Source organism: Pseudomonas sp. 3296, from assembly GCF_031456615.1.
Lineage (GTDB): Bacteria > Pseudomonadota > Gammaproteobacteria > Pseudomonadales > Pseudomonadaceae > Aquipseudomonas > Aquipseudomonas mucoides.
In genome coordinates this window covers 215694-242035 of the sequence record NZ_JAVDUY010000010.1, presented here as the reverse complement: position 1 = coordinate 242035, position 26342 = coordinate 215694, and the positions used below count along the sequence as shown (strand labels likewise).

23 protein-coding genes are annotated in these 26342 nt (G+C 58.9%); 12 read left to right on the top strand and 11 right to left on the bottom strand.

Going from position 1 to position 26342, the window contains the following annotated elements; all coding sequences use genetic code 11:
* Positions 1 to 30 precede the first annotated feature (30 nt).
* From J2X66_RS26840 to rplU, 5 genes are all read right to left on the bottom strand, one after another.
* The gene (locus tag J2X66_RS26840) at positions 31 to 495 is read right to left on the bottom strand and encodes a CreA family protein (RefSeq protein WP_015096894.1); all 465 of its coding nucleotides are present in this window, start codon (positions 493 to 495) and stop codon (positions 31 to 33) included.
* A gap of 12 nt (positions 496 to 507) precedes the next feature.
* The gene (gene proB, locus J2X66_RS26835; RefSeq protein ID WP_027924199.1) at positions 508 to 1626 is read right to left on the bottom strand and encodes a glutamate 5-kinase; all 1119 of its coding nucleotides are present in this window, start codon (positions 1624 to 1626) and stop codon (positions 508 to 510) included.
* 137 nt (positions 1627 to 1763) lie between these two features.
* Entirely contained in the window at positions 1764 to 2987 is a 1224-nt protein-coding gene (gene cgtA / locus J2X66_RS26830) for an Obg family GTPase CgtA (protein ID WP_027924200.1), read from the bottom strand.
* Positions 2988 to 3181: 194 nt separating this feature from the next.
* On the bottom strand, positions 3182 to 3457 hold the full coding sequence (rpmA, locus tag J2X66_RS26825) for a 50S ribosomal protein L27 (RefSeq protein WP_007943982.1): 276 nt from the start codon (positions 3455 to 3457) through the stop codon (positions 3182 to 3184).
* Between the two features lie 34 nt (positions 3458 to 3491).
* Positions 3492 to 3806: a 50S ribosomal protein L21 gene (gene rplU / locus J2X66_RS26820; RefSeq protein ID WP_003176051.1), complete on the bottom strand. Its 315-nt coding sequence runs from the start codon at positions 3804 to 3806 to the stop codon at positions 3492 to 3494.
* 240 nt (positions 3807 to 4046) lie between these two features.
* On the opposite strand from rplU, the gene J2X66_RS26815 reads away from it, so the two are divergent.
* From J2X66_RS26815 to J2X66_RS26805, 3 genes are all read left to right on the top strand, one after another.
* Entirely contained in the window at positions 4047 to 5015 is a 969-nt protein-coding gene (locus J2X66_RS26815) for a polyprenyl synthetase family protein (RefSeq protein ID WP_027924201.1), read from the top strand.
* 122 nt (positions 5016 to 5137) lie between these two features.
* Positions 5138 to 5479, top strand: coding sequence for a zinc ribbon domain-containing protein YjdM (locus J2X66_RS26810; RefSeq protein WP_027924202.1), 342 nt, complete (start codon positions 5138 to 5140; stop codon positions 5477 to 5479).
* 207 nt (positions 5480 to 5686) lie between these two features.
* On the top strand, positions 5687 to 5944 hold the full coding sequence (locus tag J2X66_RS26805) for a hypothetical protein (RefSeq protein WP_310270701.1): 258 nt from the start codon (positions 5687 to 5689) through the stop codon (positions 5942 to 5944).
* Between the two features lie 113 nt (positions 5945 to 6057).
* Here the strand turns inward: J2X66_RS26805 and J2X66_RS26800 are convergent, their stop codons facing one another.
* The 3 genes from J2X66_RS26800 to J2X66_RS26790 all read right to left on the bottom strand — a co-directional run bounded on the left by J2X66_RS26800 (position 6058) and on the right by J2X66_RS26790 (position 7809).
* Positions 6058 to 6675 (bottom strand): FKBP-type peptidyl-prolyl cis-trans isomerase, encoded by a 618-nt coding sequence (locus J2X66_RS26800; RefSeq protein WP_027924204.1) that lies wholly within the window; start codon positions 6673 to 6675, stop codon positions 6058 to 6060.
* A 121-nt stretch (positions 6676 to 6796) separates the two neighbouring features.
* Positions 6797 to 7108, bottom strand: coding sequence for a DUF6482 family protein (locus J2X66_RS26795; protein ID WP_310270698.1), 312 nt, complete (start codon positions 7106 to 7108; stop codon positions 6797 to 6799).
* A gap of 212 nt (positions 7109 to 7320) precedes the next feature.
* A complete protein-coding gene (locus tag J2X66_RS26790; protein ID WP_027924206.1) occupies positions 7321 to 7809 on the bottom strand; it encodes a TIGR00645 family protein in 489 nt (162 codons plus the stop codon).
* 170 nt (positions 7810 to 7979) lie between these two features.
* Between J2X66_RS26790 and J2X66_RS26785 the strand changes: the two genes are divergently transcribed.
* Positions 7980 to 9809, top strand: coding sequence for a hypothetical protein (locus J2X66_RS26785; protein ID WP_310270695.1), 1830 nt, complete (start codon positions 7980 to 7982; stop codon positions 9807 to 9809).
* Between the two features lie 4 nt (positions 9810 to 9813).
* On the opposite strand, the gene J2X66_RS26780 is transcribed toward J2X66_RS26785, so the two are convergent.
* Together J2X66_RS26780 and J2X66_RS26775 are read right to left on the bottom strand one after the other, a co-directional pair.
* Positions 9814 to 10143, bottom strand: coding sequence for a hypothetical protein (locus tag J2X66_RS26780; protein ID WP_027924208.1), 330 nt, complete (start codon positions 10141 to 10143; stop codon positions 9814 to 9816).
* 262 nt (positions 10144 to 10405) lie between these two features.
* Positions 10406 to 12844, bottom strand: a complete 2439-nt coding sequence (locus J2X66_RS26775) for an AAA family ATPase (RefSeq protein WP_310270690.1) — start codon at positions 12842 to 12844, stop codon at positions 10406 to 10408.
* Between the two features lie 278 nt (positions 12845 to 13122).
* Between J2X66_RS26775 and J2X66_RS26770 the strand changes: the two genes are divergently transcribed.
* The 4 genes from J2X66_RS26770 (at position 13123) to J2X66_RS26755 (ending at position 16608) form a co-directional block, all read left to right on the top strand.
* On the top strand, positions 13123 to 13611 hold the full coding sequence (locus J2X66_RS26770) for a DUF3015 domain-containing protein (RefSeq protein WP_123433504.1): 489 nt from the start codon (positions 13123 to 13125) through the stop codon (positions 13609 to 13611).
* Between the two features lie 92 nt (positions 13612 to 13703).
* Complete coding sequence (locus J2X66_RS26765; RefSeq protein ID WP_310270687.1) at positions 13704 to 15557, top strand: DUF4105 domain-containing protein; 1854 nt, start codon at positions 13704 to 13706, stop codon at positions 15555 to 15557.
* Between the two features lie 129 nt (positions 15558 to 15686).
* Positions 15687 to 16043 (top strand): hypothetical protein, encoded by a 357-nt coding sequence (locus tag J2X66_RS26760; RefSeq protein ID WP_310270685.1) that lies wholly within the window; start codon positions 15687 to 15689, stop codon positions 16041 to 16043.
* 70 nt (positions 16044 to 16113) lie between these two features.
* Positions 16114 to 16608, top strand: a complete 495-nt coding sequence (locus J2X66_RS26755; RefSeq protein WP_310270682.1) for a GreA/GreB family elongation factor — start codon at positions 16114 to 16116, stop codon at positions 16606 to 16608.
* 95 nt (positions 16609 to 16703) lie between these two features.
* Here the strand turns inward: J2X66_RS26755 and ettA are convergent, their stop codons facing one another.
* Positions 16704 to 18368: an energy-dependent translational throttle protein EttA gene (gene ettA, locus J2X66_RS26750; protein ID WP_123433500.1), complete on the bottom strand. Its 1665-nt coding sequence runs from the start codon at positions 18366 to 18368 to the stop codon at positions 16704 to 16706.
* A 285-nt stretch (positions 18369 to 18653) separates the two neighbouring features.
* Between ettA and J2X66_RS26745 the strand changes: the two genes are divergently transcribed.
* From J2X66_RS26745 to J2X66_RS26730, 4 genes are all read left to right on the top strand, one after another.
* Positions 18654 to 22502, top strand: a complete 3849-nt coding sequence (locus tag J2X66_RS26745; protein WP_310270679.1) for an EAL domain-containing protein — start codon at positions 18654 to 18656, stop codon at positions 22500 to 22502.
* Between the two features lie 211 nt (positions 22503 to 22713).
* Positions 22714 to 23967 carry a serine hydroxymethyltransferase gene (gene glyA, locus J2X66_RS26740; protein ID WP_310270677.1) on the top strand — a complete coding sequence of 418 codons (1254 nt, stop codon included), beginning with the start codon at positions 22714 to 22716 and terminating at the stop codon, positions 23965 to 23967.
* Between the two features lie 275 nt (positions 23968 to 24242).
* Positions 24243 to 25556, top strand: a complete 1314-nt coding sequence (locus tag J2X66_RS26735; protein ID WP_310270674.1) for a C4-dicarboxylate transporter DctA — start codon at positions 24243 to 24245, stop codon at positions 25554 to 25556.
* 57 nt (positions 25557 to 25613) lie between these two features.
* Positions 25614 to 26318 carry a FadR/GntR family transcriptional regulator gene (locus tag J2X66_RS26730; RefSeq protein WP_027924218.1) on the top strand — a complete coding sequence of 235 codons (705 nt, stop codon included), beginning with the start codon at positions 25614 to 25616 and terminating at the stop codon, positions 26316 to 26318.
* Positions 26319 to 26342: the final 24 nt, after the last annotated feature.

Here is a 26342-nt window from a genome sequence, read left to right as displayed (position 1 = left end):
GTCACTCCCACAATTTGGATCTTTGTCAGATTACTGAGCGTGCGCCCACGGCAGGATCGGGATCGCCGTCACCGCATTCTGCGGACTACCCTCGATCAAGCGATCACTGTAGACCAGATACACCAGCGTATTGCGCTTCTTGTCGAGGAAACGCACCACCTGCATGGTCTTGAACACCAGCGACGTGCGCTCCTTGAACACCTCATCACCATCCTTCAGCTCACCCTTGAAACTGATGGGGCCGACCTGACGGCAAGCAATAGAGGCCTCGGCGCGATCTTCCGCCAGGCCCAAACCACCCTTCACGCCACCAGTCTTGGCGCGCGACAGGTAGCACGTCACACCCTCGACCTTAGGATCATCAAACGCCTCGACAACGATCCGGTCGTTCGGCCCGACGAATTTGAACACCGTCGACACCTGGCCAATTTCCTCAGCCGAAGCCAGCAGCGGCATCGCCAGCAGCAGACCTAACAATCCTTTTGCCACACGCATTCAAATATTCCTTCAGACCAGAATCAGGTTGTCGCGGTGAACCAGTTCCGGCTCAGCCATGTAACCCAACAGACCGACAATCGCCTCAGACGACTGACCGATGATTTTTTGTGCTTCCAGCGCACTGTAATTAGCCAGGCCACGGGCGATCTCACGACCATCCGGCGCCACGCACACCACCATTTCGCCGCGACGGAAGCTGCCCTGTACCAGCTTGACCCCCACCGGCAGCAAACTTTTATGGTCTTGGGCCAGCGCTTTAACCGCACCGCCGTCCAGCACCAGCGTGCCACGGGTTTGCAGGTGCCCGGCCAGCCATTGCTTGCGCGCCGCCAGCATGCCACGCTCAGGCGAGAGCAAGGTGCCGATGCGCTCACCCGCCTTCAGGCGATCCAGCACGCGCTCAATGCGCCCACCCACGATGATGGTGTGCGCCCCGGAACGAGCTGCCAGACGCGCCGCACGCAATTTGGTCTGCATACCGCCACGCCCCAGCGCACCGCCAGTACCGCCCGCCACCGCATCCAGCGCCGGATCATCAGCGCGCGCCTCGTAAATCAGGTTGGCGTCAGGGTTGTTGCGCGGATCGGCGTCGAACATGCCATCGCGATCCGTGAGGATCACCAGCAAATCAGCTTCAACCAGGTTGGCCACCAGCGCCGCCAGCGTGTCGTTGTCGCCAAATCGGATTTCATCGGTCACCACGGTGTCGTTTTCGTTGATCACCGGGATCACTTTCAGCTCAACCAGGGCGCGCAAGGTGCTACGGGCGTTCAGGTAGCGCTTGCGATCGGACAAATCATCGTGCGTCAGGAGAATCTGCGCGGTGTGCCGGCCATGCTCGGCAAAGCTCGACTCCCAGGCCTGCACCAGCCCCATCTGACCGATGGCGGCGGCGGCCTGCAACTCGTGCATCGCGCTGGGTCGTACGGTCCAGCCCAAACGGCTCATGCCCGCGGCCACAGCCCCGGAAGAAACCAACACCAGTTCGACGCCCGCTTCATGCAAAGCCACCATCTGCTCGACCCAGACACCCATTGCCGCGCGATCCAGGCCCTTGCCGTCCGCTGTCAGCAAAGCGCTGCCGATCTTCACGACCCAACGCTGCGCACCTGTCACCTTGCTCCGCATCATCTTCAACCTTAGCTTGAGGACAGCGCGACCTGGCACTGCCCGTGACGTTAATCGCGGCTATTACTGACCAACGATCGATTTCCAGATACTAAAACGCCGCTCGATTGAGCGGCGCTTAAGTTTACTGCAACGAATCAGTCACGCACGTAAATGATTTCCGGACCGTCTTCGTCATCCACATCTTCTTCGTCCCAATCATCGTCGCCGATGTCATGGACCGACTTCACGCCGCTACGGCGCAGGGCACGCTGGTCATCCAGGGCCTGCAGCTGAGCACGCGCTTCGTCTTCGATGCGCTGATCGAGTTCTGCCAGCTCTTCCTTGTAGGCCGGGTCGGCAGCCAGGCGATCAGCACGATCTTCCATGTAACGCATGATGTCGTGACACAGACGCTCGGTACCAAGCTTGGAGATGGCCGAGATCACATAGACCGGACCAGTCCACTCCAGGCGATCAACGATCTCCTTGACGCGAGCATCGTGCTCTTCTTCAAGGATCTGGTCGCACTTGTTCAGCACCAACCAACGATCACGCTCAGCCAGGGACGGGCTGAATTTGGTCAACTCGCTGACGATCACTTCAGCGGCATCCGGTGCGCTGGTGTCATCCAGTGGCGCCATGTCCACGAGGTGCAACAGCAAACGGGTACGCGACAAGTGCTTGAGGAAGCGAATCCCCAGGCCAGCACCATCGGAAGCGCCTTCGATCAGACCCGGAATGTCCGCGACCACGAAGCTTTTCCAGCGATCGACGCTGACCACACCCAGGTTCGGCACCAACGTGGTGAACGGGTAGTCGGCGACTTTCGGCTTGGCGGCCGATACCGAGCGAATGAAGGTACTTTTACCGGCGTTCGGCAAGCCCAGCAGACCTACATCAGCCAGCACTTTCATTTCCAGCTTGAGATCACGCGCCTCACCCGGCTTACCCGGAGTAGTCTGACGCGGAGCACGGTTGGTACTGGATTTGAAACGGGTGTTACCCAGACCGTGCCAGCCGCCGTGAGCCACCAGCAGCTTCTGGCCGGCCTTGGTCAGGTCGCCGATCACTTCTTGGGTGGCCGCGTCGATGACGGTGGTGCCAACCGGTACGCGCAGCACCAGCTCTTCACCCTTCTTGCCGGTGCAGTCGGTGCTGCCACCGTTGGAACCGCGCTCGGCATCGAAGTGACGGGTGTAACGGTAGTCGACCAGGGTGTTGAGGTTTTCGTCGGCGATCATGTAGACCGAGCCGCCATCACCACCGTCACCGCCGTTCGGGCCGCCGTTTTCAATGAATTTCTCGCGACGGAAGCTCATGCAACCGTTGCCGCCGTCGCCGGCCTTTACTCGAATCGATACTTCATCAACAAACTTCATAACAAAACGCCTCTCGCCATACGGACGAGCCGAAAAAATCTAGACATAAGACTCTTGCAAAAATGAGCGCAGCGACCTCAATCAACGACCGCAAAAACCTGCGCTGGAGCCCATCACAAACAGCTTTGCAAGAGACTCACCCCACAAACGAAAAAGCCCCGTCGCAAGACAGGGCTTTTCCAGCAACCACGTAATTATGCCGCGACGACGTCAGTCTTCGGGACAATGCTTACGTAACGGCGATTGAAAGCGCCTTTTACTTCGAACTTGATCACGCCGTCGATTTTAGCGAACAGAGTGTGATCCTTACCCATGCCAACACCGTAACCGGCGTGGAATTGGGTGCCGCGCTGACGCACGATGATGTTGCCCGGAATGATAACCTGGCCGCCATACATCTTCACGCCAAGGCGTTTGGCTTCTGAGTCGCGACCGTTACGGGTACTACCACCAGCTTTTTTGTGTGCCATGAGTCAATTCTCCTAGTGAGGAATTAGGCTGAAATTAAGCCTGAATACCGGTGATTTTGATCTCGGTGTACCACTGGCGGTGGCCCATACGCTTCATGTGGTGCTTACGACGACGGAACTTGATGATGCGGACTTTATCGTGACGACCTTGGGAGATCACTTCAGCCACAACGGTAGCGCCAGCAACAACTGGAGCGCCGATGTTCACGTCATCGCCATTGGCGACCAACAGAACGCGATCAAAAGTAACGGATTCGCCGGTAGCGATTTCCAGTTTTTCGATCTTCAGGTATTCACCTGGGGCGACCTTGTATTGCTTGCCACCAGTAACAATTACTGCGTACGACATGGTATTTCTCCGATAATCCTGCTCACCCAGCTCTTTATAAGAAGAGGTATTGGCTGGCATGGCTGCATAGGGCTGGAAGGCCGGTTTGCAATTGCGTAAGGCAGGTGCTGCCCAGGAAGTTCAGGGTGCGCGATTGTACGCAAGCTGCCGGAGTGATGCAAGAGGCCGTCCATCGCGCCTTGACACTCGCCGACGTGGGTCCTAGCATGCCGCGCAACCCTTCTGGAGCAACTGTCGCTGATGCAACCCCAAGCTTTCTACCGCGCGGTGGCGGACGATTTTAGCGCCGTCGACGGCATCATCAAGAAGCAGCTGACTTCCCGAGTGCCGCTGGTATCGAAAATCGGCGATTACATTACCTCGGCTGGCGGCAAACGCCTGCGTCCTTTATTAGTGTTGCTGTGTGGCAAGGCGCTGGGCCGCGAAGGCGACGACCTGCGTCTGCTGGCCGCGACCATCGAGTTCCTGCACACCGCCACCCTGCTGCACGACGACGTGGTCGACATGTCCGGCATGCGCCGTGGCCGCTCGACCGCCAACGCCATGTGGGGCAACGCACCCAGCGTGCTGGTCGGCGACTTCCTGTATTCGCGCTCCTTCGAAATGATGGTCGAGCTGGGCTCCATGCCGGTAATGAAGATCCTTTCGCAAGCGACACGCATCATTGCCGAAGGCGAAGTATTGCAGCTGTCGAAGGTCCGTGACGCCAGCACCACCGAAGAAACCTACATGGAAGTCATCCGCGGCAAGACCGCGATGCTCTTCGAGGCATCGACCCACAGTGCTGCCGCGCTCTGCGAAGCCACAGCTGAACAGGCCGAAGCCCTGCGCACCTTTGGCGACCACCTGGGCGTGGCCTTCCAACTGGTCGACGACCTGCTGGATTACAAAGGCGATGCGGAAACCCTGGGCAAGAACGTCGGCGACGACCTGGCCGAAGGCAAGCCGACCCTGCCGTTGATCTACACCATGCGCGAAGGCACGCCGGAACAGGCAGCCCTGGTGCGCAAGGCGATCCAGAAAGGCGGCATCGAGGATCTGGAAAGCATTCGCGAAGCGGTAGAAGCTTCCGGTTCGCTGGAATACACCGCGAAACTGGCCCGTGATTACGTGGCCCGCGCAATCAAATGCCTCGACGCACTGCCTGCCAGTGAATATCGCGACGCATTGGTTGAGTTGAGTGAGTTTGCGGTAGCCCGCACGCACTAACTGCACCGTAATACCCTGTGGGAGCGGGCCTGCTCGCCCCCACAGTTTTTGGCGTCGCCCCCTCCCAACTAAAACCCTATATAATGTGCGCTTTTTAGCGATCCTGAATCCAAGGAGCTTTAGTGAGCACGTTGCCACCCTGCCCAAAATGCAATTCCGAATACACTTATGAAGACGGCGCACAGCTGATCTGCCCCGAGTGCGCGCACGAATGGTCCGCCAGCGGCGAAGCCGATGTGGCGTCCGATGACGCCGTGAAAAAGGATTCGGTCGGCAATGTCCTGCAGGACGGCGATACCATCACCGTGATAAAGGACCTCAAGGTCAAGGGCACGTCGCTGGTGGTCAAGGTCGGCACCAAGGTCAAGAACATCCGCTTGTGCGATGGCGACCACGACATCGACTGCAAGATCGACGGCATCGGCCCGATGAAGCTCAAATCCGAGTTCGTCAGAAAAGTCTGAATCCGCTGTATTCCATCCCGCGCCATGCGTGGGATGGTGCTTCGCCCTCCCCCCACTTCAACCCGCCTGCACGCGCAATAGCCAATCGCCAGCCGATTTGACCTTACGCAACCTTTACCCGCAAAGAAGCACAAACCGCCAATAGGCCCTTGCTATTCTATTAATAAGAATTATTCTCATCAAAACCCAAATCAATGGAGATGAGACATGACTTATTTGATCGATGCCTGGCTGGACCGCCCACACCCTTACCTCAGGATCCTGCATCGGGAAACCGGGGAAGTCTGTGCCGTACTGGAAGAAGACGCCTTGAACGAGCTGCAGGACCAGGGTGACCTGGACGTCAACGGCCTGAGCTCCAACGAGCCAGTGGTGCTGAAGGAACTGGTGCGTAATCTGTTTCTATTCTGTTATGCCCGGGCGTTGCGCCCATCGAGTGAACTGCACCACAAGATCGAAATATGAAAATCACCGCAAAAAAATGTGGGAGCGAGCTTGCTCGCGATGACTGACTAACATTCAACATCTCTGTCGACTGTTACGCCGCTATCGCGAGCAAGCTCGCTCCCACAGAGGTCTTACAGAACGTCGAGCAGTTCGACGTCGAACACCAGTACGCTATGCGGCGGAATGCTGCCAACGCCTTGAGCGCCGTAAGCCAGTTCGCTCGGCACGTACAGACGCCATTTGCTGCCGGCATTCATCAGTTGCAGGGCTTCGGTCCAGCCAGCGATCACGCCGCCAACCGGGAATTCTGCAGGCTGGCCGCGCTCGTAGGAGCTGTCGAACACAGTGCCGTCGATCAGGGTGCCATGGTAGTGGGTACGCACTTGATCTTCACGGGTCGGCTTCGCGCCTTCACCGGCAGTCAGCACTTCGAATTGCAGGCCGGAAGCCAGGGTAGTGATGCCTTCACGCTTGGCGTTTTCAGCCAGGAAAGCCAGGCCTTCGCCAGCAGCCGCTTCAGCTTTGGCAGCCGCTTCGGCTTGCATGATTTCACGGATCACCTTGAAGCTGGCGGACATTTCTTCCTGGCCAACACGGCTTTCCTTACCGGCGAAGGCATCGGTCAGACCCGCCAGGATCGCGTCCAGGCTAACGCCCGGTGGCGGGTTGTCGCGCAGTTGGTCGCCCAGCTGACGGCCAATACCGTAGCTGACGCGGGTTTCGTCGGTGGACAGATTTACTTCGGACATGACACTGCTCCGCTGTGCGGACGGCCCGGGAACTTGCCGTGCGTGCACAGCGCGTCCCGGAGCGCCCGGAACCAAAAGGGCCAGCAGACTAGCACAGATGGCATCGTCCTGATGAGGGCTGTCAGTGATGCCAGGAAGAGCGGAAGGCAATCGGTACCTTCAGACTTTCCCCCACGCTGGCACCCAGCCCGCACATTTCATCATGAACCGAGGCATGAACCAGATTGAAGGGTAAGGTCGGGAAGTTATGCAGCACCTGACGAGCATGCTCGACCGAGCGCACGTGAAACATATGGTCGTGGGCATCGCTCAAGGGATACGCGGCACCGTGCATGCGCGCTTCCAGCAGATAGATCCCGCCTTCCATGGAGATCAGGTTCAACTCATCGACTTTCCCTGCGATGGCATAAGCGCGTAGTTCAACAAGGTTCATGAAGGCACCTCATACAATGGCGAGCCAAGACTACTTACAGGGATAGGCCCCGGCGCATCAAAGTACAAGCCAGCAACGGCACCGCCCGTCCGGTTCGACCATCTCTCCTTGCGGGAGCATGGCTTGCCCGCGATGGCATCAGCGCGGTTTATCGCCAAACGGAGGTGATGCCATTGCGGGCAAGCCACGCTCCCACAGGGATTTTGGGTGAATCAGTGCTTGGTCAGCTTGTCCAGATAACCCATGGCGAAGGCCGACACGACGAATGTCATGTGGATGATCACGTACCACTTCAAATGCTCGGGATCGACGTTCTTGGCGTCCATGAAGATCCGCAGCAGGTGAATAGAGGAAATCGCCACGATGGACGCGGCCACTTTCATCTTCAGGGAAGATGAATCCATGGTGCCCAGCCAGTTGAGCTTTTCCTTATGGTCATCGATGTCCAGTTCAGAGACGAAGTTCTCGTAGCCGGAAATCATCACCATCACCAGCAAACCGCCCACCAGCGCCATGTCGATCAGCGACAGCAGCACCAGGATCAAGTCCGATTCCGCCATCGAGAACACATTGGGAATAACGTGGAAAACTTCCTGGAAGAACTTCAGCGCCAGCGCCAGCAGCCCAAGCGACAACCCGAAGTAGATCGGCGCCAGCAGCCAGCGGGAGGCGTACATTGCATTTTCGATAAAGCGTTCCATTGAATCTCACACAGGGGTTGAAAATGGCCGCGAGTATACCAGCCACCTGTCGCTATCCAGAAGCTGCCAGAAACCATCGAGAAATCCGCCACCTGCGCGTGTGTCACAAAGTTTTTCTGCTAGTGTCCAGACTATTGACCGCTCAGCGACATCGGACAGGAAGACTGGAAATGGATGTGCGATTGCCTTTAACGAGTGCCGGCATTTGCCTGACGCTGCTGATGAGCGGCTGCTCGCCGGGCGAGGACAAGCATCAGGTCAGCCTCGAGGAAAAAACCGCACAGTTCGAACAATCGCTAGATCATATCCAGGACCCGAAACTCAAGGATGCCGTGTCCGAGCTCGGCGGCTCACTGCTGTTGCTCGAACGTGCGCAACTCAAGCTCGACAGCAAACCGGTGGAAACCGAATACGGCGAAGATGCCCTCGCCGTGCTCAAGCACTACCCAACGCCACAGGCCCTGGTCGACACCTACATCAATGGCCTGTTCGTGCTGCACAAGGATTCCAGCTCCGATTACCTGACCGACCTGCAACCGGTATTCCCATTCAACTTCAATATTCCAGCGGCATTCCTGTTCCCTCATGGCCTGGAATGGCAATCGGTGACGCTGAGCAATAAACGTGTCATCCCCTTCCAGCCCGAATGGTCGGAAACAGATCCCGGCATCCAGCTCAGCCCATCAAGTTCCAACCTGACCAACCCCGACGACCTGACGGTGACCTACCCTTTCATCGACGGCCTGGATGTCGACAAGAAGAACCAGCCGCAACCGGTGAGCCTGCAAGGCAAAGTCGAAGTGATCGCGCCGCGCCGGCTCTACAGCTTCGACCTGACCCAAAAAGACGTTGGCCAGACCCGCACCAACGACAACCTCAGCGTCACCCTCTTGAAGCTTGGAAAGAACTACGCCGAGATTGAATACAACAACAGCGCACCAGTGGCGCCTGAAGTCGGAGAAACCCCGCTGAACCCACTGATCGTCCAGGCCAAGGACAGCACCGGGCAATTTCTCTCGCGTTCCGGTTCGATCAACGAAACGGCCACGCAAATTGCTTTCTATCAAAAACAACTGGAGAAAATGCAGCAGCAGAAAGCCTGGAGCGAGGCGTTCGAAAAACAGCTCAATGAAGAACAGCGCACGTTCGAGCAGCAGCAGGGCCAGCATTATTCCAAGGTGTATTTCAACGGGCCGATCGAAACCCTTGAAGTCAGTCTGCTGGATTTTTCGACCGCCACCATCACCCGAAAAGACCTCAACCTGCCGGTGCGCCGCTTCGACCCGCACACCACGGCAAAAACCGTGCAGCCGCTGAACTTGCCGGTGGTGGTGTATGACGATCAGGCGCCAAACTGGCTCAAGGGCGCGACACTGAGTGAGGAGCAGCTGAAAAAAAGCATCAACGTCAATCAGTCGGTGGACGACCCGAGTGCCGCGCGCATCGAATTCGATCACCCCAGAAGTTTCAACGACGAGTTGCTCGGCACGTCATTCAGCCCCGGCGATAGTCCGGTCAGTTTCTTTACCGCAGACAGCAGCGGTAAGCGCGATGAGCCGATCGAACTGCCACCGGAGGCCTATCAGGTCGACCCTCTGCGCGGCACGATCACCTACGACCTGAACCTGTTTCCGCAAACGCCGGTGTTTGCCGTGGGCTCCATGCCGTTGTTCCTGGCCACGGTAGACAAACAAACGCTCGACGCACAGAAATTGCCCAAGGGGATTGAGCTCAAAGGCAATGCGCTGGTGGTGGATGCGAAACTGTTTCCTGCGCAGGACTGGCGCTTTTTCGCCAGGGACGACAGCGGGAACTACCTGAAGGAGATTCTTGCGGTCACCCATGACGCCAGCGCCGACGGGCTGGCGTTATTTGACGTGCATTACTTCTATGGCCAGCCCACACGTCTGGAAACATATCAGCGAACCGACCTCACCACGGTGCAATATGGCTTCGAGATCAAACTGGCCAAGGCTGATCTGAGCCAGCTTGATCAATAACCCATCAGTGCTCGAAACCACCCAGATTGCGGCAGCGCCCCCCGTTGATTTCCCGCAGTTGGGCTTGCAGGTGCAGGCACCAGATTTGTGGATCGTCGGCCAGTTCGTAGCCGTGCAGCGTCAGGCTTTCAACGATGGTGTCGAGGATGGATTCAGCCACGAAAGGGCCATGAAACGGGCCTTGTGCCTTGATGGCTGAAGGTTGCTCGCCAGCCATTCCGGCGGCGAAGAGCAAGGTCCACATGCCCGTATCTCCCGCCAAAGGGCGGATGGCACATTCGATACGGGTCACGAGGCCCAGGCATTGACGGGTGAGGCAGAGGTTGCGCGACATGGCGGCGACCCTCGGTAGATCCGGTATTCAGCCCCTGTGGGAAGGCTGTTTCGATCCTGTGATTGCTGTCGATATCCTTGAACCAGAGAATAGAAGAAAAGTCCGGCCAGCACGTCAGGCGAGACCAGAAGGCGCCGAATGGTCATAGTGTGAATATTGACGCCAGAGTGATGGCACTTTTCCAGCCTTCACTCAAAACAAATGTGGGAGCGAGCCTGCTCGCTCCCACATCAGATCGGTATAAACCTCAGGATTGTTTCAGTCAGGCCGGCTTGGCCTCGACCAACGCTTCCTGCGCCGCTTCTTTCTCGGCGTCCTTGAGGTCTTCCTCGCTGATCATTTCCGCGATCACCCGCAGGCGCTCCACCACCCGCGCATTGACGCTGCCTTCAGGGAATTCGCCATTCTCATCCGGCGCCCCCGCCGGCTCGCCGACCAACAGGCTCAACGCCTCGTCCGCCTGACGCACCGCGTAAACATGGAACTGCCCCGCGCGCACGGCAGCCAGCACCTTCTCGTCGAGCATCAAGGTGGCAACGTTCGCCTGCGGAATGATCGCACCTTGTTTGCCGGTCAGTCCGCGCGCTTCGCAGAGGCGGAAGAAGCCTTCGATCTTCTCGTTGACCCCGCCCACGGCCTGCACTTCACCGAATTGGTTGATCGAACCGGTGATCGCAAAGCACTGTTTGAGCGGTGTTTTCGACAAGGCCGAAATCAACGTACAGGCTTCGCCCAGCGACGCACTGTCGCCATCGACATAACCGTAGGATTGCTCCAGGGCGATGCTCGCGGAAATCGCCAGCGGGAATTCCTGGGCGTAACGACTGCCCAGATACCCGGTGAGGATCATCACGCCTTTGGAGTGAATCGGCTGCCCGAGATTAACCTCGCGTTCAATGTCGACAATGCCGCTGCCGCCCGGATACACCGTGGCAGAAATCCGCGCCGGCACACCGAAGGCCGAGTCACCGACTTCCAGCACTGTCAGCCCGTTGCACTTGCCGACGGCAGCGCCGTCGGTGTCGATCAGGATGATCCCGGCCAGCATGTCATCAAGAATCCGCGCCGAGACTCGCCCGGTACGGGTGGCCTTGGCCTTGAGCGCACGTTCGATGTGCCCGGCATCGGTCATTTCGTCGCCTGCCAGGTGGCGAATGAAATCCGCCTCGCTGACCAGCTGAAACAAATCGCCGATGCGCGCCGACAAACGTCCCTGGTGTTCAGCCAGGCGCGCGCTGTAAGTCGCCAGACGCGCCACGGCATCTGCCGTCAGCGGCGCCATGCCTTCTTCAGAGGTGCGGGTTTTGAGCAACTGGGCGAACTGCTCCAGGCTCTCGTCAACCATCGGGATGTCTTCATCGAAGTCCACCAGGACGCGGAACATCTCCTGGAAGTCCGGATCAAGGTCTTGCAGCGTGTAATACAGCTGACGGGCACCGATGATGATGACTTTGACCGCCAGCGGAATGTGTTGTGGCGTCAGGGTTACAGTGGCCAGTCGCCCTAGCTCACCCAACGGCGATTCCATTTTCAGCTTGCGCGATTGCAGGGCACGCTTGAGCGCATCCCAGACGAACGGCTCGCTGAGCATTTTTTCCGCTTCAAGAATCAGGAACCCGCCGTTCGCCCGGTGCAAGGCGCCCGGTCGCAGTTGTCGGTAGGTCGTGTACAGCGCGCCCTGATCGGTGCTGTATTCAATCCGGCCGAACAGGTTTTCGTAAGTCGGGTGCGGCTCGAACACCACCGGCGCACCGCCGCTGGCCGAATGCCCGACCACCAGGCTCGGCGCGTATTGCTCTTCCAGCAGCTTGCGGGCAATGGCGTCGGTCTTGCTGTCGTCCACCAGTTGCTCGACCACCGTCTTCAGCAGGTAAACCTGCATCGCTTGCAGGTAACCGCATACAGCCGCGTTCTCGGCGTACTTCTCCGACAACGGCGACAACAGCGGCTGCAAGGCCAGGGTAATGGTCTCTTCGTTGAGGTGGCGCAGTTGATTGCTCGACTCACGCTTCCATTGCGGCAGGCTGGCGAGCTCCTCATTCAGACGCTCCTCCAGGCCGGAAATATCATCGTGAAAACGCTCGCGATCAGCTTCCGGCAATTGGGCGAACTCCGCTTCGTCCAGCGCCTTGCCTTCACTCATCGGGGTAAACGCGATGTTGCTGGCGTCGCGATACAGCGCGACTTCTTTCTCCAGGGCCAGGCGCTCGATGACGTCCAGCGCCTTGTCGTAACGCTGGTTGAAGGCGCGGTCGATGGCGCTTTTCTTTTGCTGGTAGGACGGGTGTTCAAACACCGCAGGAAAGGTCGCCAGCAGGTTATCGATCAAACCGTTGATGTCGCCGATGAAGGCACCGGCGGTGCCCGACGGCAATTCCAGGGCGCGGGGCTCGCGCGGTTCATCGAAATTGTTGACGTAGACCCAGTCCGCCGGGGCCTGCTGGCGTTTGGCTTCGGCCTTCAGGTAGCGTTTGACGAACGAAAACCGGCCGGTGCCGGGTTCCCCCATGACGAACACGTTGTAACCGGGGCGTGGCATGGCCACACCGAACTGCAAGGCTTCGACCGCACGTTCCTGGCCAAGCACACCGCGGAAGGGCTCCAGATCATTGGTGGTAGAGAAGCTGAACTGTTCAGCGGAAAACGGACGGGTCAGCGCTTCAGGCGCTAGACGCAAGCTGGCAGCAACAGGATCAGGCATCGGGCTTCCTTACATCAGGCGGGGCAGATAGCGGCATTCTGGCGCCGCCCATACCCCACTTGCAAGGCGCGCCTCCAGCCAAAGCATAGACAAACTGCCATCCCCAGGCGGACCGGGTCTAAATCACTGATTTCGGCGAATGTTTTGCAAAAAATCACGGAACCCTGTGATCGTGCCTAAACTCCAAACTGCGCGGCTGGACTAATAACCGGCCCAACTGGCGCCGACACGGGCCAGAACCCCTTGTCCATCGGTATGCACACAAAGAGAACATAGCTATGAAACGGATTCTTCTCGGTACTCTCTTCACCGTTGTATCCCTCAACGCCATGGCGCAAGCGCCAGGTGGCCCGGATTGCGGTTGGGGCAACATGCTGTTCGAAGGTCAGCGTGGCACCCCGGCTCACTTCATGGCCTCCACCACCAACGGCACCTCCGGCAACGCAACCTTCGGTATGACCTCCGGTACCAACGGCTGCGCAACGAATGCGTCGCTGACCTACGGCGGCAAATCCTGGTTTGCCATGAATGGCATGATGAACGAGCTGTCCGAAGACATGGCTAAAGGTCAGGGCGAAGCGCTGACCACTTACGCCGTGGTCCTGGGCGTGGCGCCGGAAGACCGTGCGCATTTCGCCGCCGTGACTCACGAGCACTTCCAGCAAATCTTCAGCAAGGCTGACGTGACCGCTGAAGACGTGCATACCAACACCCTGGCCGTTCTGAAAAGCGATCCGCGTCTGGCCAAGTACGCCACTCAAGCTTAAGCTCGAACCGCCCGCTCCTTTCGGGGAGCGGATTTATTTTTTTGACCCGCCCCTCCTTGGGTCTTTGTTTTTTTCGACTTAAGTTGCCCATTATGCTCAAACGCCTTGCCTGGCTGGCGCTCTGTGTCTGCGCCCCGCTGGCCGCCGCGCCGCACATCGAACCTCAACGTTTGCAGCAACTGGCCAATGACCCCTTCTGGATTTCCCTGGGCCACTATGAAACCGCCAAGCTCGGCGGCTGGCGCAGCTATGTCAGCGACAAGAAGTTTTTCCTCGCGCCCGACGGCAATGAGCACCCCGACCATGAACTGGCCGCCACCGTGCAAGCGTTGTACGCCCCGGCCAGTGCCGGCGACCACCACGCCCAATGCGTCTATCCGGCCCGTACCCGCTGGCTGAAGGCGCAGCTCAACCTGACCGATCTGCCGACACTGGACTGCAGCGAATTCAAGCAATGGTTCAAGGACGTCTCGCCCCACAGTGCGGTGATGATTTTCCCGGCAGCGTATTTGAACAGTCCGTCATCGATGTTTGGCCACACGTTGCTGCGCATCGACCAGGCCGATGTACAGAGCGACCACACGGCCCTGCTCAGTTATGCGATCAACTTCGGCGCCTACATCGAAGGTTCGGACAACAGCATCCTCTATGCCTGGAAAGGCTTGATGGGCGGTTACCCGGGGCTGTTCGCGCTGGTGCCCTATCAAGAAAAACTCTCGGAATACCGCAGCCTCGAGAACCGTGACTTGTGGGAATACCGACTGAACCTGACCCAGGAAGAAACCGCACGCATGGTCGAGCATGTCTGGGAGCTGAAACAGATCAAGTTCGACTATTTTTTCTTCGACGAGAACTGCTCCTACCGCCTGCTGGAATTGCTGCAAGTGGCACGGCCGAGCCTGCGCCTGACCGAGCAATTCCCGCTGACTGCGATTCCGACCGACACCGTCAAAGCCGTGAAAGAAGCCGGTCTGGTGGAATCCATTCAATATCGCCCGTCCCGCGAACGTGAGTTGTTGAGTCGTGCCGAACCGCTGAGCCCTGAAGAACAGCAATGGGTGCTGAAAGTCAGCGCCGATCAGAAGCAGTTGCAGGAGCCTGCGTTCAAGGCACAACCCAAGGATCGCCAGGCGCTGATGATCGATGCGGCCTATCGACTTGAACGCTACCGCGCCAATGGTCAGGAGCGCGACCCGGCGCGGGCTCAGCGCAGTTTCGAACTGCTGCGGGCGATCAACCAGAACCCGGCGCCGGAATTGGATATCCCACAACCCGGCCTGCCCGAGGATGGCCATGAATCGCGCACCTGGCAGGCCGGCATCGGCACCCGCGGTGACAAGGCGTTTGGCGAATACGGCTTGCGCATGGCTTATCACGATCTCAACGATAACGCCGAGAGTTTCCCGCTCGGTGCACAGATTGAAATCCTGCAAATGAAACTGCGCCAGTACGAAGGCAATCACTGGCAGTTTCAGCAGCTGGATCTGGCGACGATTCGCTCCCTGACCCCGCGCAACGAGCTGCTGCAGCCGCTGTCGTGGCAGGTAACGGGCGGCCTGGAGCGGGTGCCGGGCAAGCATGACGACGAAACCCTGGTCAGTCACGTCAATGGCGGTGGTGGCGGCACCTGGCAACTGGGCGACGACATGCTCGGTTTTGCGCTGGGCACGGTGCGCGTCGAACACAACAATGACTTCGCCGAATTCATCGCCCCGGCGGCGGGCTTCAACACCGGTGTGCTGTGGAAAAACCCGCTGGGCAACTTCAGCCTGGAGACCAAGGGCGATTTTTTCACCAATGGCGAAGTGCGCCGCAACATCAGCCTGAATCAGCAGTGGGAACTGTCGCGCAACCTCGGCCTGCGCCTGAGCGCCCAGCGAGACTTCAGCCACCTCGCCACACCCGAGAACGAAGTGATGCTTGAAGTGAAGTGGTATCACTATTGACCCGAACTCACCGTAAACCCCTGTAGGAGTGGCGTTATCCAACAGATCCATCACAGGCCTTTCACACACGCCTCACGAATCCACTTCTAGACTTCCCTTATAGGCCGTTGCACGGCCCGGGAGCTTGAGATGTGGCGGTGCGTGGCAGTCATAGGTGTGTTGATGTTGATCGCAGGTTGCCAGACAACCCACGAAGAGTTGATCTCCAAGGGTTATCCACCGGCATTCGCCGACGGCTTCGATGATGGTTGCAGCAGTGGACGGCAAGCCGCCGGGGCGATGAGTGGCGAGTTTCGCAAGAATGTCCCGCGTTATCTCAAGGACAAGCAGTACGCCGAAGGCTGGAGCGATGGCTTTCGTCAGTGCCAGGCGATGCTCGAAAATCAGGACCGCGATGACTATCGCAGCCACCACTGGGATGAGCGCGAAAAAGCCTGGCAGCAACAGAAAGACCAGGACGCTGCACGTGCCTATCACTCGCCATGAGTCGCTTATAGACATCCGCTGAAACTAAAGGCCTGCAACCATGGCCCAAACCCTATAACGGGAGAAGACCATGAGCCGGGCATTCGTCAACGAAGATAACGCCGCCGAGCAAGCCGATCAGCCGGTCGAACGACAGGTCAGCACGCAACCCAATTACGTCACGCCCACGGGACTTGCGCAGTTGCAGGCGAAAGTCGCCGAGGTGCAAAACCTGATCAATGAACAGAGCGCGAAAGGTGAACTGGCCGACAAACAGCGCCAGGCCGACCTTGAGCGAGACTGGCGTTATTACAACCAGCGCCTGCAAAGCGCTCAACTGGTCGTGCCGACTTCCTCGACCGACAAGGTACAGATTGGCGCCTGGGTGACCTTTGCCGATGAACAGGGCAGCGAACAACGTGTGCAGTTGGTGGGTGAGGATCAGGCGGATGCCGCCAGCGGATTAATCAATTGGGGCTCGCCGTTGGGGCGGGCGTTGTTGGGCGCGCAGGTGGGGGATGAGGTGGTTTGGAAACGACCGGTGGGGGATTTGGTGATTGAGGTGTTGAGCATGGATATTGAGTGACCATCAGGCTCGCGAAGGCCACACCACGGTGTCACTGAACGCCCATAAAAAAACGGAGCCCCGAAGGCTCCGTTTTTTATGCAACCGACCCGATATCAGGCCAGTTTCTTGTGCCGTACACGATGCGGCTGGGTAGCCGCTTCGCCGAGACGCTTGCGGCGGTCAGCTTCGTATTCGGTGTAGTTACCTTCGAAGAACACCGCTTGCGAATCGTCTTCGTACGCCAGGATGTGGGTCGCGACGCGGTCAAGGAACCACCGATCGTGAGAGATCACAATGGCAGCGCCCGGGAAGTCCAGCAGGGCTTCTTCCAGGGAACGCAGGGTTTCAACGTCGAGGTCGTTGGACGGTTCGTCGAGCAGCAGGACGTTGCCGCCCTCCTTCAGGGTCAGGGCCAGGTGCAAGCGACCACGCTCACCACCGGACAGGTCCTTGACGAACTTCTGCTGATCGCCGCCCTTGAAGTTGAAACGACCGACATAGGTGCGCGACGGGATCTCGTAGTTGCCGATGCGAATCTGGTCGGAACCGTCGGAGATCTGCTGGAACACGGTCTTGCTGCCGTCCAGGTCTTCGCGGCTCTGATCGACACACGCCAGTTGCACGGTTTCGCCGACTTCGATGCTGCCCGAATCCGGTTGTTCCTTGCCCATCAGCATGCGGAACAGGGTCGATTTACCGGCACCGTTACCGCCGATCACGCCAACGATGGCGCCTTTAGGCATGGAGAACGACAGGTTGTCGATCAACACGCGATCGCCATAACCCTTGGAGACGTTCTTGAATTCGATGACCTTGTCACCCAGGCGCGGACCGGCCGGGATGTAGATCTCGTTGGTTTCGCTGCGCTTCTGGAATTCCTGCGACTGCATTTCTTCGAAGCGTTGCAGACGAGCCTTGGATTTCGACTGGCGGGCCTTGGCGCCTTTGCGCACCCACTCCAGTTCTTCCTTCATGGCCTTTTCGTGAGCCGACTGCTGCTTGGATTCGGCGGCCAGACGATCGGACTTGGCTTCGAGCCAACCCGAATAGTTGCCTTCGTACGGAATACCGGCGCCGCGGTCGAGTTCCAGAATCCAGCCGGCAACGTTGTCCAGGAAGTACCGGTCGTGCGTGATCGCAACCACGGTACCCGGGAAGTCGTGCAGGAAATGCTCCAGCCAGGCGACAGAATCGGCGTCCAGGTGGTTGGTCGGTTCGTCGAGCAGCAGCATGTCCGGCGCGGACAGCAGCAGGCGGCACAGCGCCACACGACGCTTTTCACCACCGGACAGGAATTCGACCTTGGCATCCCACGCCGGTAGACGCAGCGCATCGGCGGCGACTTCCAGTTGGCGATCCAGGTTGTGACCGTCGCTGGCTTGCAGGATGGCTTCGAGCTTGGCCTGTTCTGCCGCCAGTTTGTCGAAGTCGGCATCTTCTTCAGCGTAAGCCGCGTAGACCTCGTCCAGGCGCGCCTGGGCGTTCTTGATCACGCTGACCGCTTCCTCAACCACTTCACGCACGGTCTTGGTCGGGTCCAGGATCGGTTCCTGTGGCAGGTAGCCGATGTTCAGCTCCGGCATCGGACGGGCTTCGCCCTCGAACTCGGTATCGACACCGGCCATGATTTTCAGCAGCGTGGACTTACCCGAACCGTTGAGGCCGAGTACGCCGATCTTGGCGCCAGGGAAGAACGACAGAGAAATGTTTTTCAGGATTTCCCGCTTCGGCGGAACAACTTTGCCCAGCCGATGCATGGTGAAGACGTATTGAGCCATGGAGAACCTTGGGTCAGTGACAGATGAATGATTGCAGCGCAGGCGAAGCCCGGCCAGACCGTGCGCGTCGTCCGATTGATGGGGATCAATGCGTGCGCGCTGAAAAAGTCTGAGTTTAGGAGCTGGAACGCTCCCGCGTAACCGGCAAAGCTACCTGAATGACGGAAGGCAGTCCAGCCGACAGGGGCTGGCACTTAGCCACAACTCAAGGCATGCTAGCCGCCCTTCGGGCGTCAGGCTTATAGTGCACGTCGCGCCAGTCCAGTCAAACCGCAGGATTCCAGTTTGCCTAATGCCACCCCGCCAGTTCCCGTGAGCGCCCCCAGTCCTGCGACCGGCTCGCCCCTGCGTGGAACCTTGAAAGGCGCACTGGCCACCCTCGTCCTGTTACTGCTCGCGCTGCTGTTCTGGCAGTTGCTGGATCAACTTCGCGAAACCCAGAAACACCAACGCCAATACACCATCGATTACACCGCCGACCTGGCCGCGCAAATCAGCCTGAACATGGCGCTCAACGCCCAGATCGCCCTTAACCTGCTACCGATCGTCGAGCAACCGCAAAGTGCCGACGAACAACAGGCGTTGCTGCGCAAACTGCAGCAGTCATTGCCCGAATTGCGCAGCCTGGCGCTGCTCAGTCCCTCCGGAAAAATTATCAGCGACAGTGCCACTGACAGTCAGGACGCCGACTACCTGAGTGAACTGGTGCGGCGCAGTCACGCCCAGGCGCACTATTTCAGTAATGCCGATGACGGCTCCATGGTGCATCTACTATTGCATCAGGCTAGCGGCAGCACGCGAGGCTATTGGGCCTTGCGTCTGACACCGACCTTTTTCTCGGCCCTGACCAAACAAAACGAAGCCGGCATCCGCCCGCTGTGGCTGGTGGAGAACCGCGTCAATCGCCAGATCATCAGCCGCGATGATGCATTGCCGTCAAGTACGCCAACCGTGCTGACGCCAGATGAACTGGCCAGCAGTGTGCTGACCGTTCCCCTGAGCAGCAGCGACTGGCAGCTGCGTGGGTTGTTCGATCGGCAACGGGTGCTCGAAGACTTGCTGCCGGCCTTCATCGGCAAATGCCTGCTGGGCCTGGCGCTCTCGTTACTGCCATTCATCGCGCTGCTGAACATGCGCCGGCGGCAACGCCAGGTGCATGAAGGCCGTCGACGTTATCAGGACATTTTCGAAGGGACGGGAGTTGCACTCTGTGTTCTCGATGTTTCCGGGCTCAAGAGCGTTTTCGACAAGGCGCAGCTGAACAGCAGCGAACAATTGCAGGCCTGGCTTGATAATCCGCAACAACGACGGCAACTGCTTCAGGAGCTGCGCATCACCGAGGTCAACCTGGTTGCCCTGCAACTGCTTAACGTCAATTCCTGCGATCAAGCCTGGAACCTGCTGATCAATGGCAATCCGCTGGACGGCACCGCCATCGGCAATCAAGTGCTTGAAGCGGTGCTCAACCAGCAAAACCAGCTGGAGCTGGAAATCAAATTGCAGGGCGCCAATGAGCGTGATCAGCATTTGTGGCTGGTTCTGCGCCTGCCGGCCGATCAGGACGACTATAAAGCGGTGATCCTGAGCATCACCGACATCACCAGCCGCAAGCTGATCGAGCTGTCGCTGCTGGAACGTGAAGGGTTCTGGTCCGATGTGGTGCGCACCGTGCCGGATCACCTGTACGTGCAGGACGTGATCAGCCAGCGGATGATCTTTAGTAACCACCACTTGGGCCAGACCCTGGGTTACGACCGCACCGAACTGCATCAAATGGGTGAGTATTTCTGGGAAATCCTGCTGCACCCCGAAGACGCCGATTTCTACCACCGTTCGCGCCAGATCCAGCGCCAGGCGGGTTACAGTCAATTGATGCAGTGCCAGCTGCGCTTCCGTCATCGCGACGGCAAATGGCGGCGATTCGAGATTCGTGAACAGGCCCTGGCACGGGACAAGCACAATCAAGTCACGCGCATCATTGGCGTGGCCAAGGACATCACCGACCAGATCGAAGCCAGCGAATCGTTGCGCGACAGCGAGCAGCGTTACCGGATGCTCGCCGAAAGCATCAGCGACGTGATTTTCTCCACCGACAGCAAGCTGTCGCTCAACTACGTCAGCCCCTCGGTGCAAGCCGTGCTGGGTTATGACTCAGACTGGATCTTCCAGAACGGTTGGCAATCGATCGTCGCCAACCCGCAACAACTGACCGGCATATTCACCCTGATGGACCGGGTCAGCAAAGCGCTGGATAAACCCGAGCAACTGGCGCTGTTGCGCAGCCAGGTGCAGACCCAACTGTTCCTGTTCGATTGCCTGCGGGCCGACGGTCGCAAGATTCCCATCGAGCTGCGGCTGGTGCTGGTCTGGGACGAACACGGTGCCTTCGAAGGCGTGCTCGGTGTCGGTCGCGACATCAGCCAGCAGCGCCGGGCCGAGAAAGACCTGCGCATGGCGGCCACGGTATTTGAGCACTCGACCTCGGCGATCCTGATCACCGACCCGGCCGGTTACATCGTTCAGGCCAACGAAGCGTTCAGTCGCGTCAGTGGTTACGCCGTGGAACAGGTGCTCGACCAGTTGCCGAACATCCTGACCGTCGACGAGCAGCAGGAAGCGCATCTGCGCTACGTGCTCAAGCAACTTCATCAGAACAGCACGTGGGAAGGTGAAGTCTGGCTCAAACGCCGTAGCGGCGAACACTACCCGGCCTGGGTCGGTATCACGGCGGTACTCGATGACGAAGGCGACCTGGCCAGTTACGTGTGCTTCTTCAGCGACATCAGCGAACGCAAGGCCAGTGAACAGCGGATTCACCGCCTCGCCTACTACGACGCCCTGACTCACCTGCCCAACCGCACACTGTTCCAGGATCGCCTGCACACCGCGCTGCAATCGGCGGAACGGCAGAAGTCGTGGGTGGTCTTGATGTTCCTCGACCTCGACCGTTTCAAGCCGATCAACGACTCGCTGGGCCACGCCGCTGGCGACCGCATGCTTAAGGAAATGGCCACGCGCCTGCTCGGCTGCGTCGACGATGACGACACCGTGGCACGCATGGGCGGCGATGAATTCACCTTGCTGCTGCAGCCGAAGGTCAATCGTGAAATCGCGCTGAACCGGGCGATCCACGTAGCGGAACAGATTCTCGCCAGCCTGGTGAAACCCTTTGTGCTCGAGGGGCGCGAGTTCTTCGTCACGGCCAGTATCGGCATCGCCCTGAGCCCGCAGGACGGCAACGAACTCAGTCAGTTGATGAAGAACGCCGACACGGCGATGTACCACGCCAAGGAACGCGGCAAGAATAACTTCCAGTTTTATCAGGCGGACATGAACGCCAGCGCCCTGGAACGCCTGGAGCTGGAAAGCGACTTGCGCCACGCCCTGGAACAGAACGAATTCGTGCTGTATTACCAACCGCAGTTCAGCGGCGACGGTAAACGCCTGACCGGTGCCGAAGCCTTGCTGCGCTGGCGTCATCCGCGACGCGGACTGGTGCCGCCGGGGGACTTCATTCCGGTGCTCGAAGAGCTCGGCCTGGTGGTGGATGTCGGCGACTGGGTGATCGGCGAAGCCTGCCGTCAGCTCAAGACCTGGCACCAGTCCAAGGTCCGTGTGCCGAAGGTGTCGGTGAACATCTCGGCGCGGCAGTTCTCTGACGGCCAGTTGGGCACGCGTATCGCCAATATCCTCAAGGACACCGGCCTGCCGCCAGCGTGCCTGGAGCTGGAACTGACCGAAAGTATCCTGATGCGTGAAGTCAGCGAGGCGATGCAGATTCTTGCCGGGTTGAAAAATCTGGGCTTGAGCATCGCGGTCGACGACTTCGGCACCGGTTATTCATCACTCAACTACCTCAAGCAATTCCCAATCGACGTGCTGAAAATCGACCGCACGTTTGTCGATGGCCTGCCATCCGGTGAGCAGGACGCACAAATCGCCCGGGCGATCATCGCCATGGCTCACAGCCTGAATCTGGCGGTAATTGCCGAGGGCGTTGAAACCCACGAACAACTTGACTTCCTGCGTGAGCATGGTTGCGATGAGGTTCAGGGGTATCTGTTCGGCCGGCCGATGCCGCCTGCCCGGTTTGAGGCGCAGTTCAGCAATGATGCGCTCTTCATGTTTGACTGATTGGAGCTGACAGTTCCAATCAGTCAAACATGAAGAAAGCTGCAAGCTTCAAGTGGCAAACTACAACCAAGAGCGAATCGGCTTTTACTTGTAGCTTGTGGCTTGCTGCTTGAAGCCCGCTTATCCACAACCTGACTGCGTTTCATATCCCTTCTAAAAGCGGTTGGGTTAGAATGCCCCCCTTTTCTGCCCCCGATCCTTGAGGACCGCCATGTTCAGCCGTGATTTGACTATTGCCAAGTACGACGCCGACCTTTTTGCCGCCATGGAGCAAGAAGCTCAGCGCCAGGAAGAACACATCGAGCTGATCGCTTCGGAAAACTACACCAGCCCAGCGGTGATGGAGGCTCAAGGCTCGGTACTGACCAACAAGTACGCCGAAGGCTACCCGGGCAAGCGCTACTACGGTGGTTGCGAGTTCGTTGACGTTGTCGAGCAACTGGCTATCGACCGTGCCAAGGAACTGTTCGGCGCCGATTACGCCAACGTACAACCGCACGCCGGTTCCCAAGCCAACAGCGCCGTTTACCTGGCCCTGCTGTCGGCTGGCGACACCATCCTGGGCATGAGCCTGGCCCACGGTGGTCACCTGACCCACGGTGCCAGCGTTTCGTCCTCCGGCAAGCTGTACAACGCCATCCAGTACGGCATCGACGCCAACGGCCTGATCGACTACGACGAAGTCGAGCGTCTGGCGGTTGAGCACAAGCCGAAAATGATCGTGGCCGGTTTCTCTGCCTACTCGCAGATTCTGGACTTCCCGCGCTTCCGCGAAATCGCTGACAAAGTGGGCGCTTACCTGTTCGTCGACATGGCCCACGTGGCCGGTCTGGTCGCCGCTGGTGTCTACCCGAACCCGGTGCCATTCGCTGACGTCGTGACCACCACCACGCACAAGACCCTGCGCGGTCCACGTGGCGGCCTGATCCTGGCTCGCGCCAACGCCGACATCGAGAAAAAGCTGAACTCCGCCGTATTCCCGGGCGCCCAGGGTGGCCCGCTGGAGCACGTGATCGCCGCTAAAGCGATCTGCTTCAAGGAAGCGCTGCAGCCTGAGTTCAAGACCTACCAGCAACAAGTGGTGAAGAACGCTCAGGCCATGGCCGAAGTGTTCATCGAGCGCGGTTTCGACGTGGTATCCGGCGGTACCAAGAACCACCTGTTCCTGCTGTCGCTGATCAAGCAGGAAATCTCCGGTAAAGACGCCGACGCCGCTCTGGGCAAAGCGTTCATCACCGTGAACAAGAACTCCGTGCCAAACGACCCTCGCTCCCCGTTCGTCACCTCCGGCCTGCGCTTCGGCACTCCGGCCGTGACCACTCGTGGCTTCAAGGAAGCCGAGTGCAAGGAACTGGCCGGCTGGATCTGCGACATCCTGGCTGACCTGAACAACGAAGCGGTGATCGACGCTGTTCGTGAGAAGGTCAAGGCCATCTGCAAGAAGCTGCCGGTGTACGGCGCTTAATTGCACCGTTAGACCCGCAAGATGAAAACCGGCCAGCGATGGCCGGTTTTTTTTCGCCCGTGATTTTTTCTAGGGCCGAAAAAGGCTCAAGATCGGGGCATTCCGCGCAACTGGTAAGACCGGTCATGCCGCTGACGCATTTTTCACTTGCGATCACCCGAAACCTGCGCCTAGACTGCGCCTGCACTGGACATACCGGTAAGACCACAATAATTAAGTCCTGAATTTGATGCGCCTCGCGCACGGCAGCCAGGACACCGACCAGGATTCCTCCCATGCTCAGATGGTGCTCGCGTTCAATCTTCCTTCAAGTGGTTCTCGGACTGGTGCTCGGCATCGTCTGCGGGCTGACCCTTCCCGAATACTCCGCCCAGCTCAAACCCCTCGGCGACGGCTTCATCAAGCTGATCAAGATGCTCATTGGCCTGATCGTGTTTTGTGTGGTGGTCAGTGGCATCAGCGGTGCCGGCGACCTGAAGAAAGTCGGGCGCATTGGCCTCAAGTCGGTGATCTACTTTGAAGTGCTGACCACCATCGCCCTGGTGATCGGCCTGGTGTTCGCCTTCAGCACCGGCATCGGCAGTGGCGCGAACATTCATCTGGATCAGCTCTCCGCTGCCGACATGGGTGACATCGCCCAGCGCGGCCAGCACATGCACACCACCACGCAATTCCTGATGGACCTGATCCCGACCTCGGTGATTGGCGCCTTCGCCGACAACAACATCCTGCAGGTGCTGCTGTTTTCGGTGCTGTTCGGCAGCGCGTTGAACCTGGTGGGCGAAGCGGCCTCGGGCATCTCCCGACTGATCAATGAACTGAGCCACGTCATTTTCCGCATCATGGGCATGATCGTGCGCCTGGCGCCGATCGGCGTGTTTGGCGCAATAGCCTTCACCACCAGCAAATATGGCCTGGATTCGCTGCAGCATCTGGGCAGCCTGGTCGGCCTGTTTTACCTGACGTGCGCCGCTTTTGTGTCGCTGATCCTCGGCCTGGTGATGCGCCTGTCCGGCCTGCGTATGTGGCCGCTGCTCAAGTACCTGCGCGAAGAACTGCTGATCGTCATGGGCACCGCTTCGTCAGACGCCGTGTTGCCGCAAATCATGCGCAAGCTTGAGCATCTGGGCATCGGCAGCTCGACGGTCGGGCTGGTGATTCCGACCGGTTACTCGTTCAACCTCGACGGTTTCTCGATTTACCTGACCCTCGCCATCGTGTTCATCGCCAACGCCACCGGTACGCCGCTGGCCATGACTGACCTGCTGACCATTTTGCTGGTGTCGCTGATCACCTCCAAAGGTGCCCACGGGATTCCCGGTTCAGCGCTGGTGATTCTGGCGGCCACCCTGACGGCGATCCCGGCGATTCCGGTGGTTGGCCTGGTGCTGGTGCTCGCGGTGGACTGGTTCATGGGCATCGGCCGGGCGCTGACCAACCTGATCGGCAACTGCGTCGCCACCGTGGCCATCGCCCGCTGGGAGAAAGACATCGATATCCAGCGCGCGAACAAGGTGCTTTCCGGTCAGGTGGGTTATACCTTCCAGCCGAGAAAACCGGTCACGCCGGCGCACCAGCAGGAATTTTGAATCAAGTGGGCGCCTGCCAGACGGCGGGCTCCCTTGCCTTTATCCATGGAGCAAACCGTGATTACCACTTCAACGGTCGTCAATTCAGTCGTAGAAAAACTTCGGGCCGCACTGGCCCGTGGTCAGTGGCGCTCCGGCGAGATGTTGCCGGGACAGCGTGAACTGGCCGAACAACTGGGCATCAGCCGTCCGAGCCTGCGCGAAGCCGTGATCGTACTGGAAACCCTCGGCCTGGTGCGTTCAATGCCGGGCAAAGGCGTGGTGGTGCTCGACGCCCACCTCGGCGACAGCCAAAGCCACGACAGCGCAGTGGCCGGCGCGAGCCTGGAAGACGTGCTGCAGCTGCGCTACACCCTTGAGCCGTTCATCGTCGGTCTGGTGGCGCAGTCGATCAGCAGCAAGGAAGTCGGGCAACTGCGCCTGACCCTGATGGACATGCGCGAAGCGCTGGAAGCCAACGACGCCGAGGCCGGGGTCAACGCCTACATCGCCTTCCACGAAGAATTGTTCACGCTGACGTCCAATCCGATTTTCCAGAGCGTGGTGCAGCAGACCAGTAACGCACTCAAGCAAAGCGCGCAAGTGCTGCGCAACTCGCCGGAACACCTGGCCGAACGTCTTGAAGAAAACGAAGCCGTGGTGCGCGCCATCCGTAGCAAGAACAGCGCACAGGCCAGTGCCGAAATGCGTCGCCACATCCTTCGCGAAGGACGGCGAATGGGCATCGAATTGAACATACCGGAAGACAACCTCGGCAGTTAAAACCATTGGAACCGGAGACCGGCC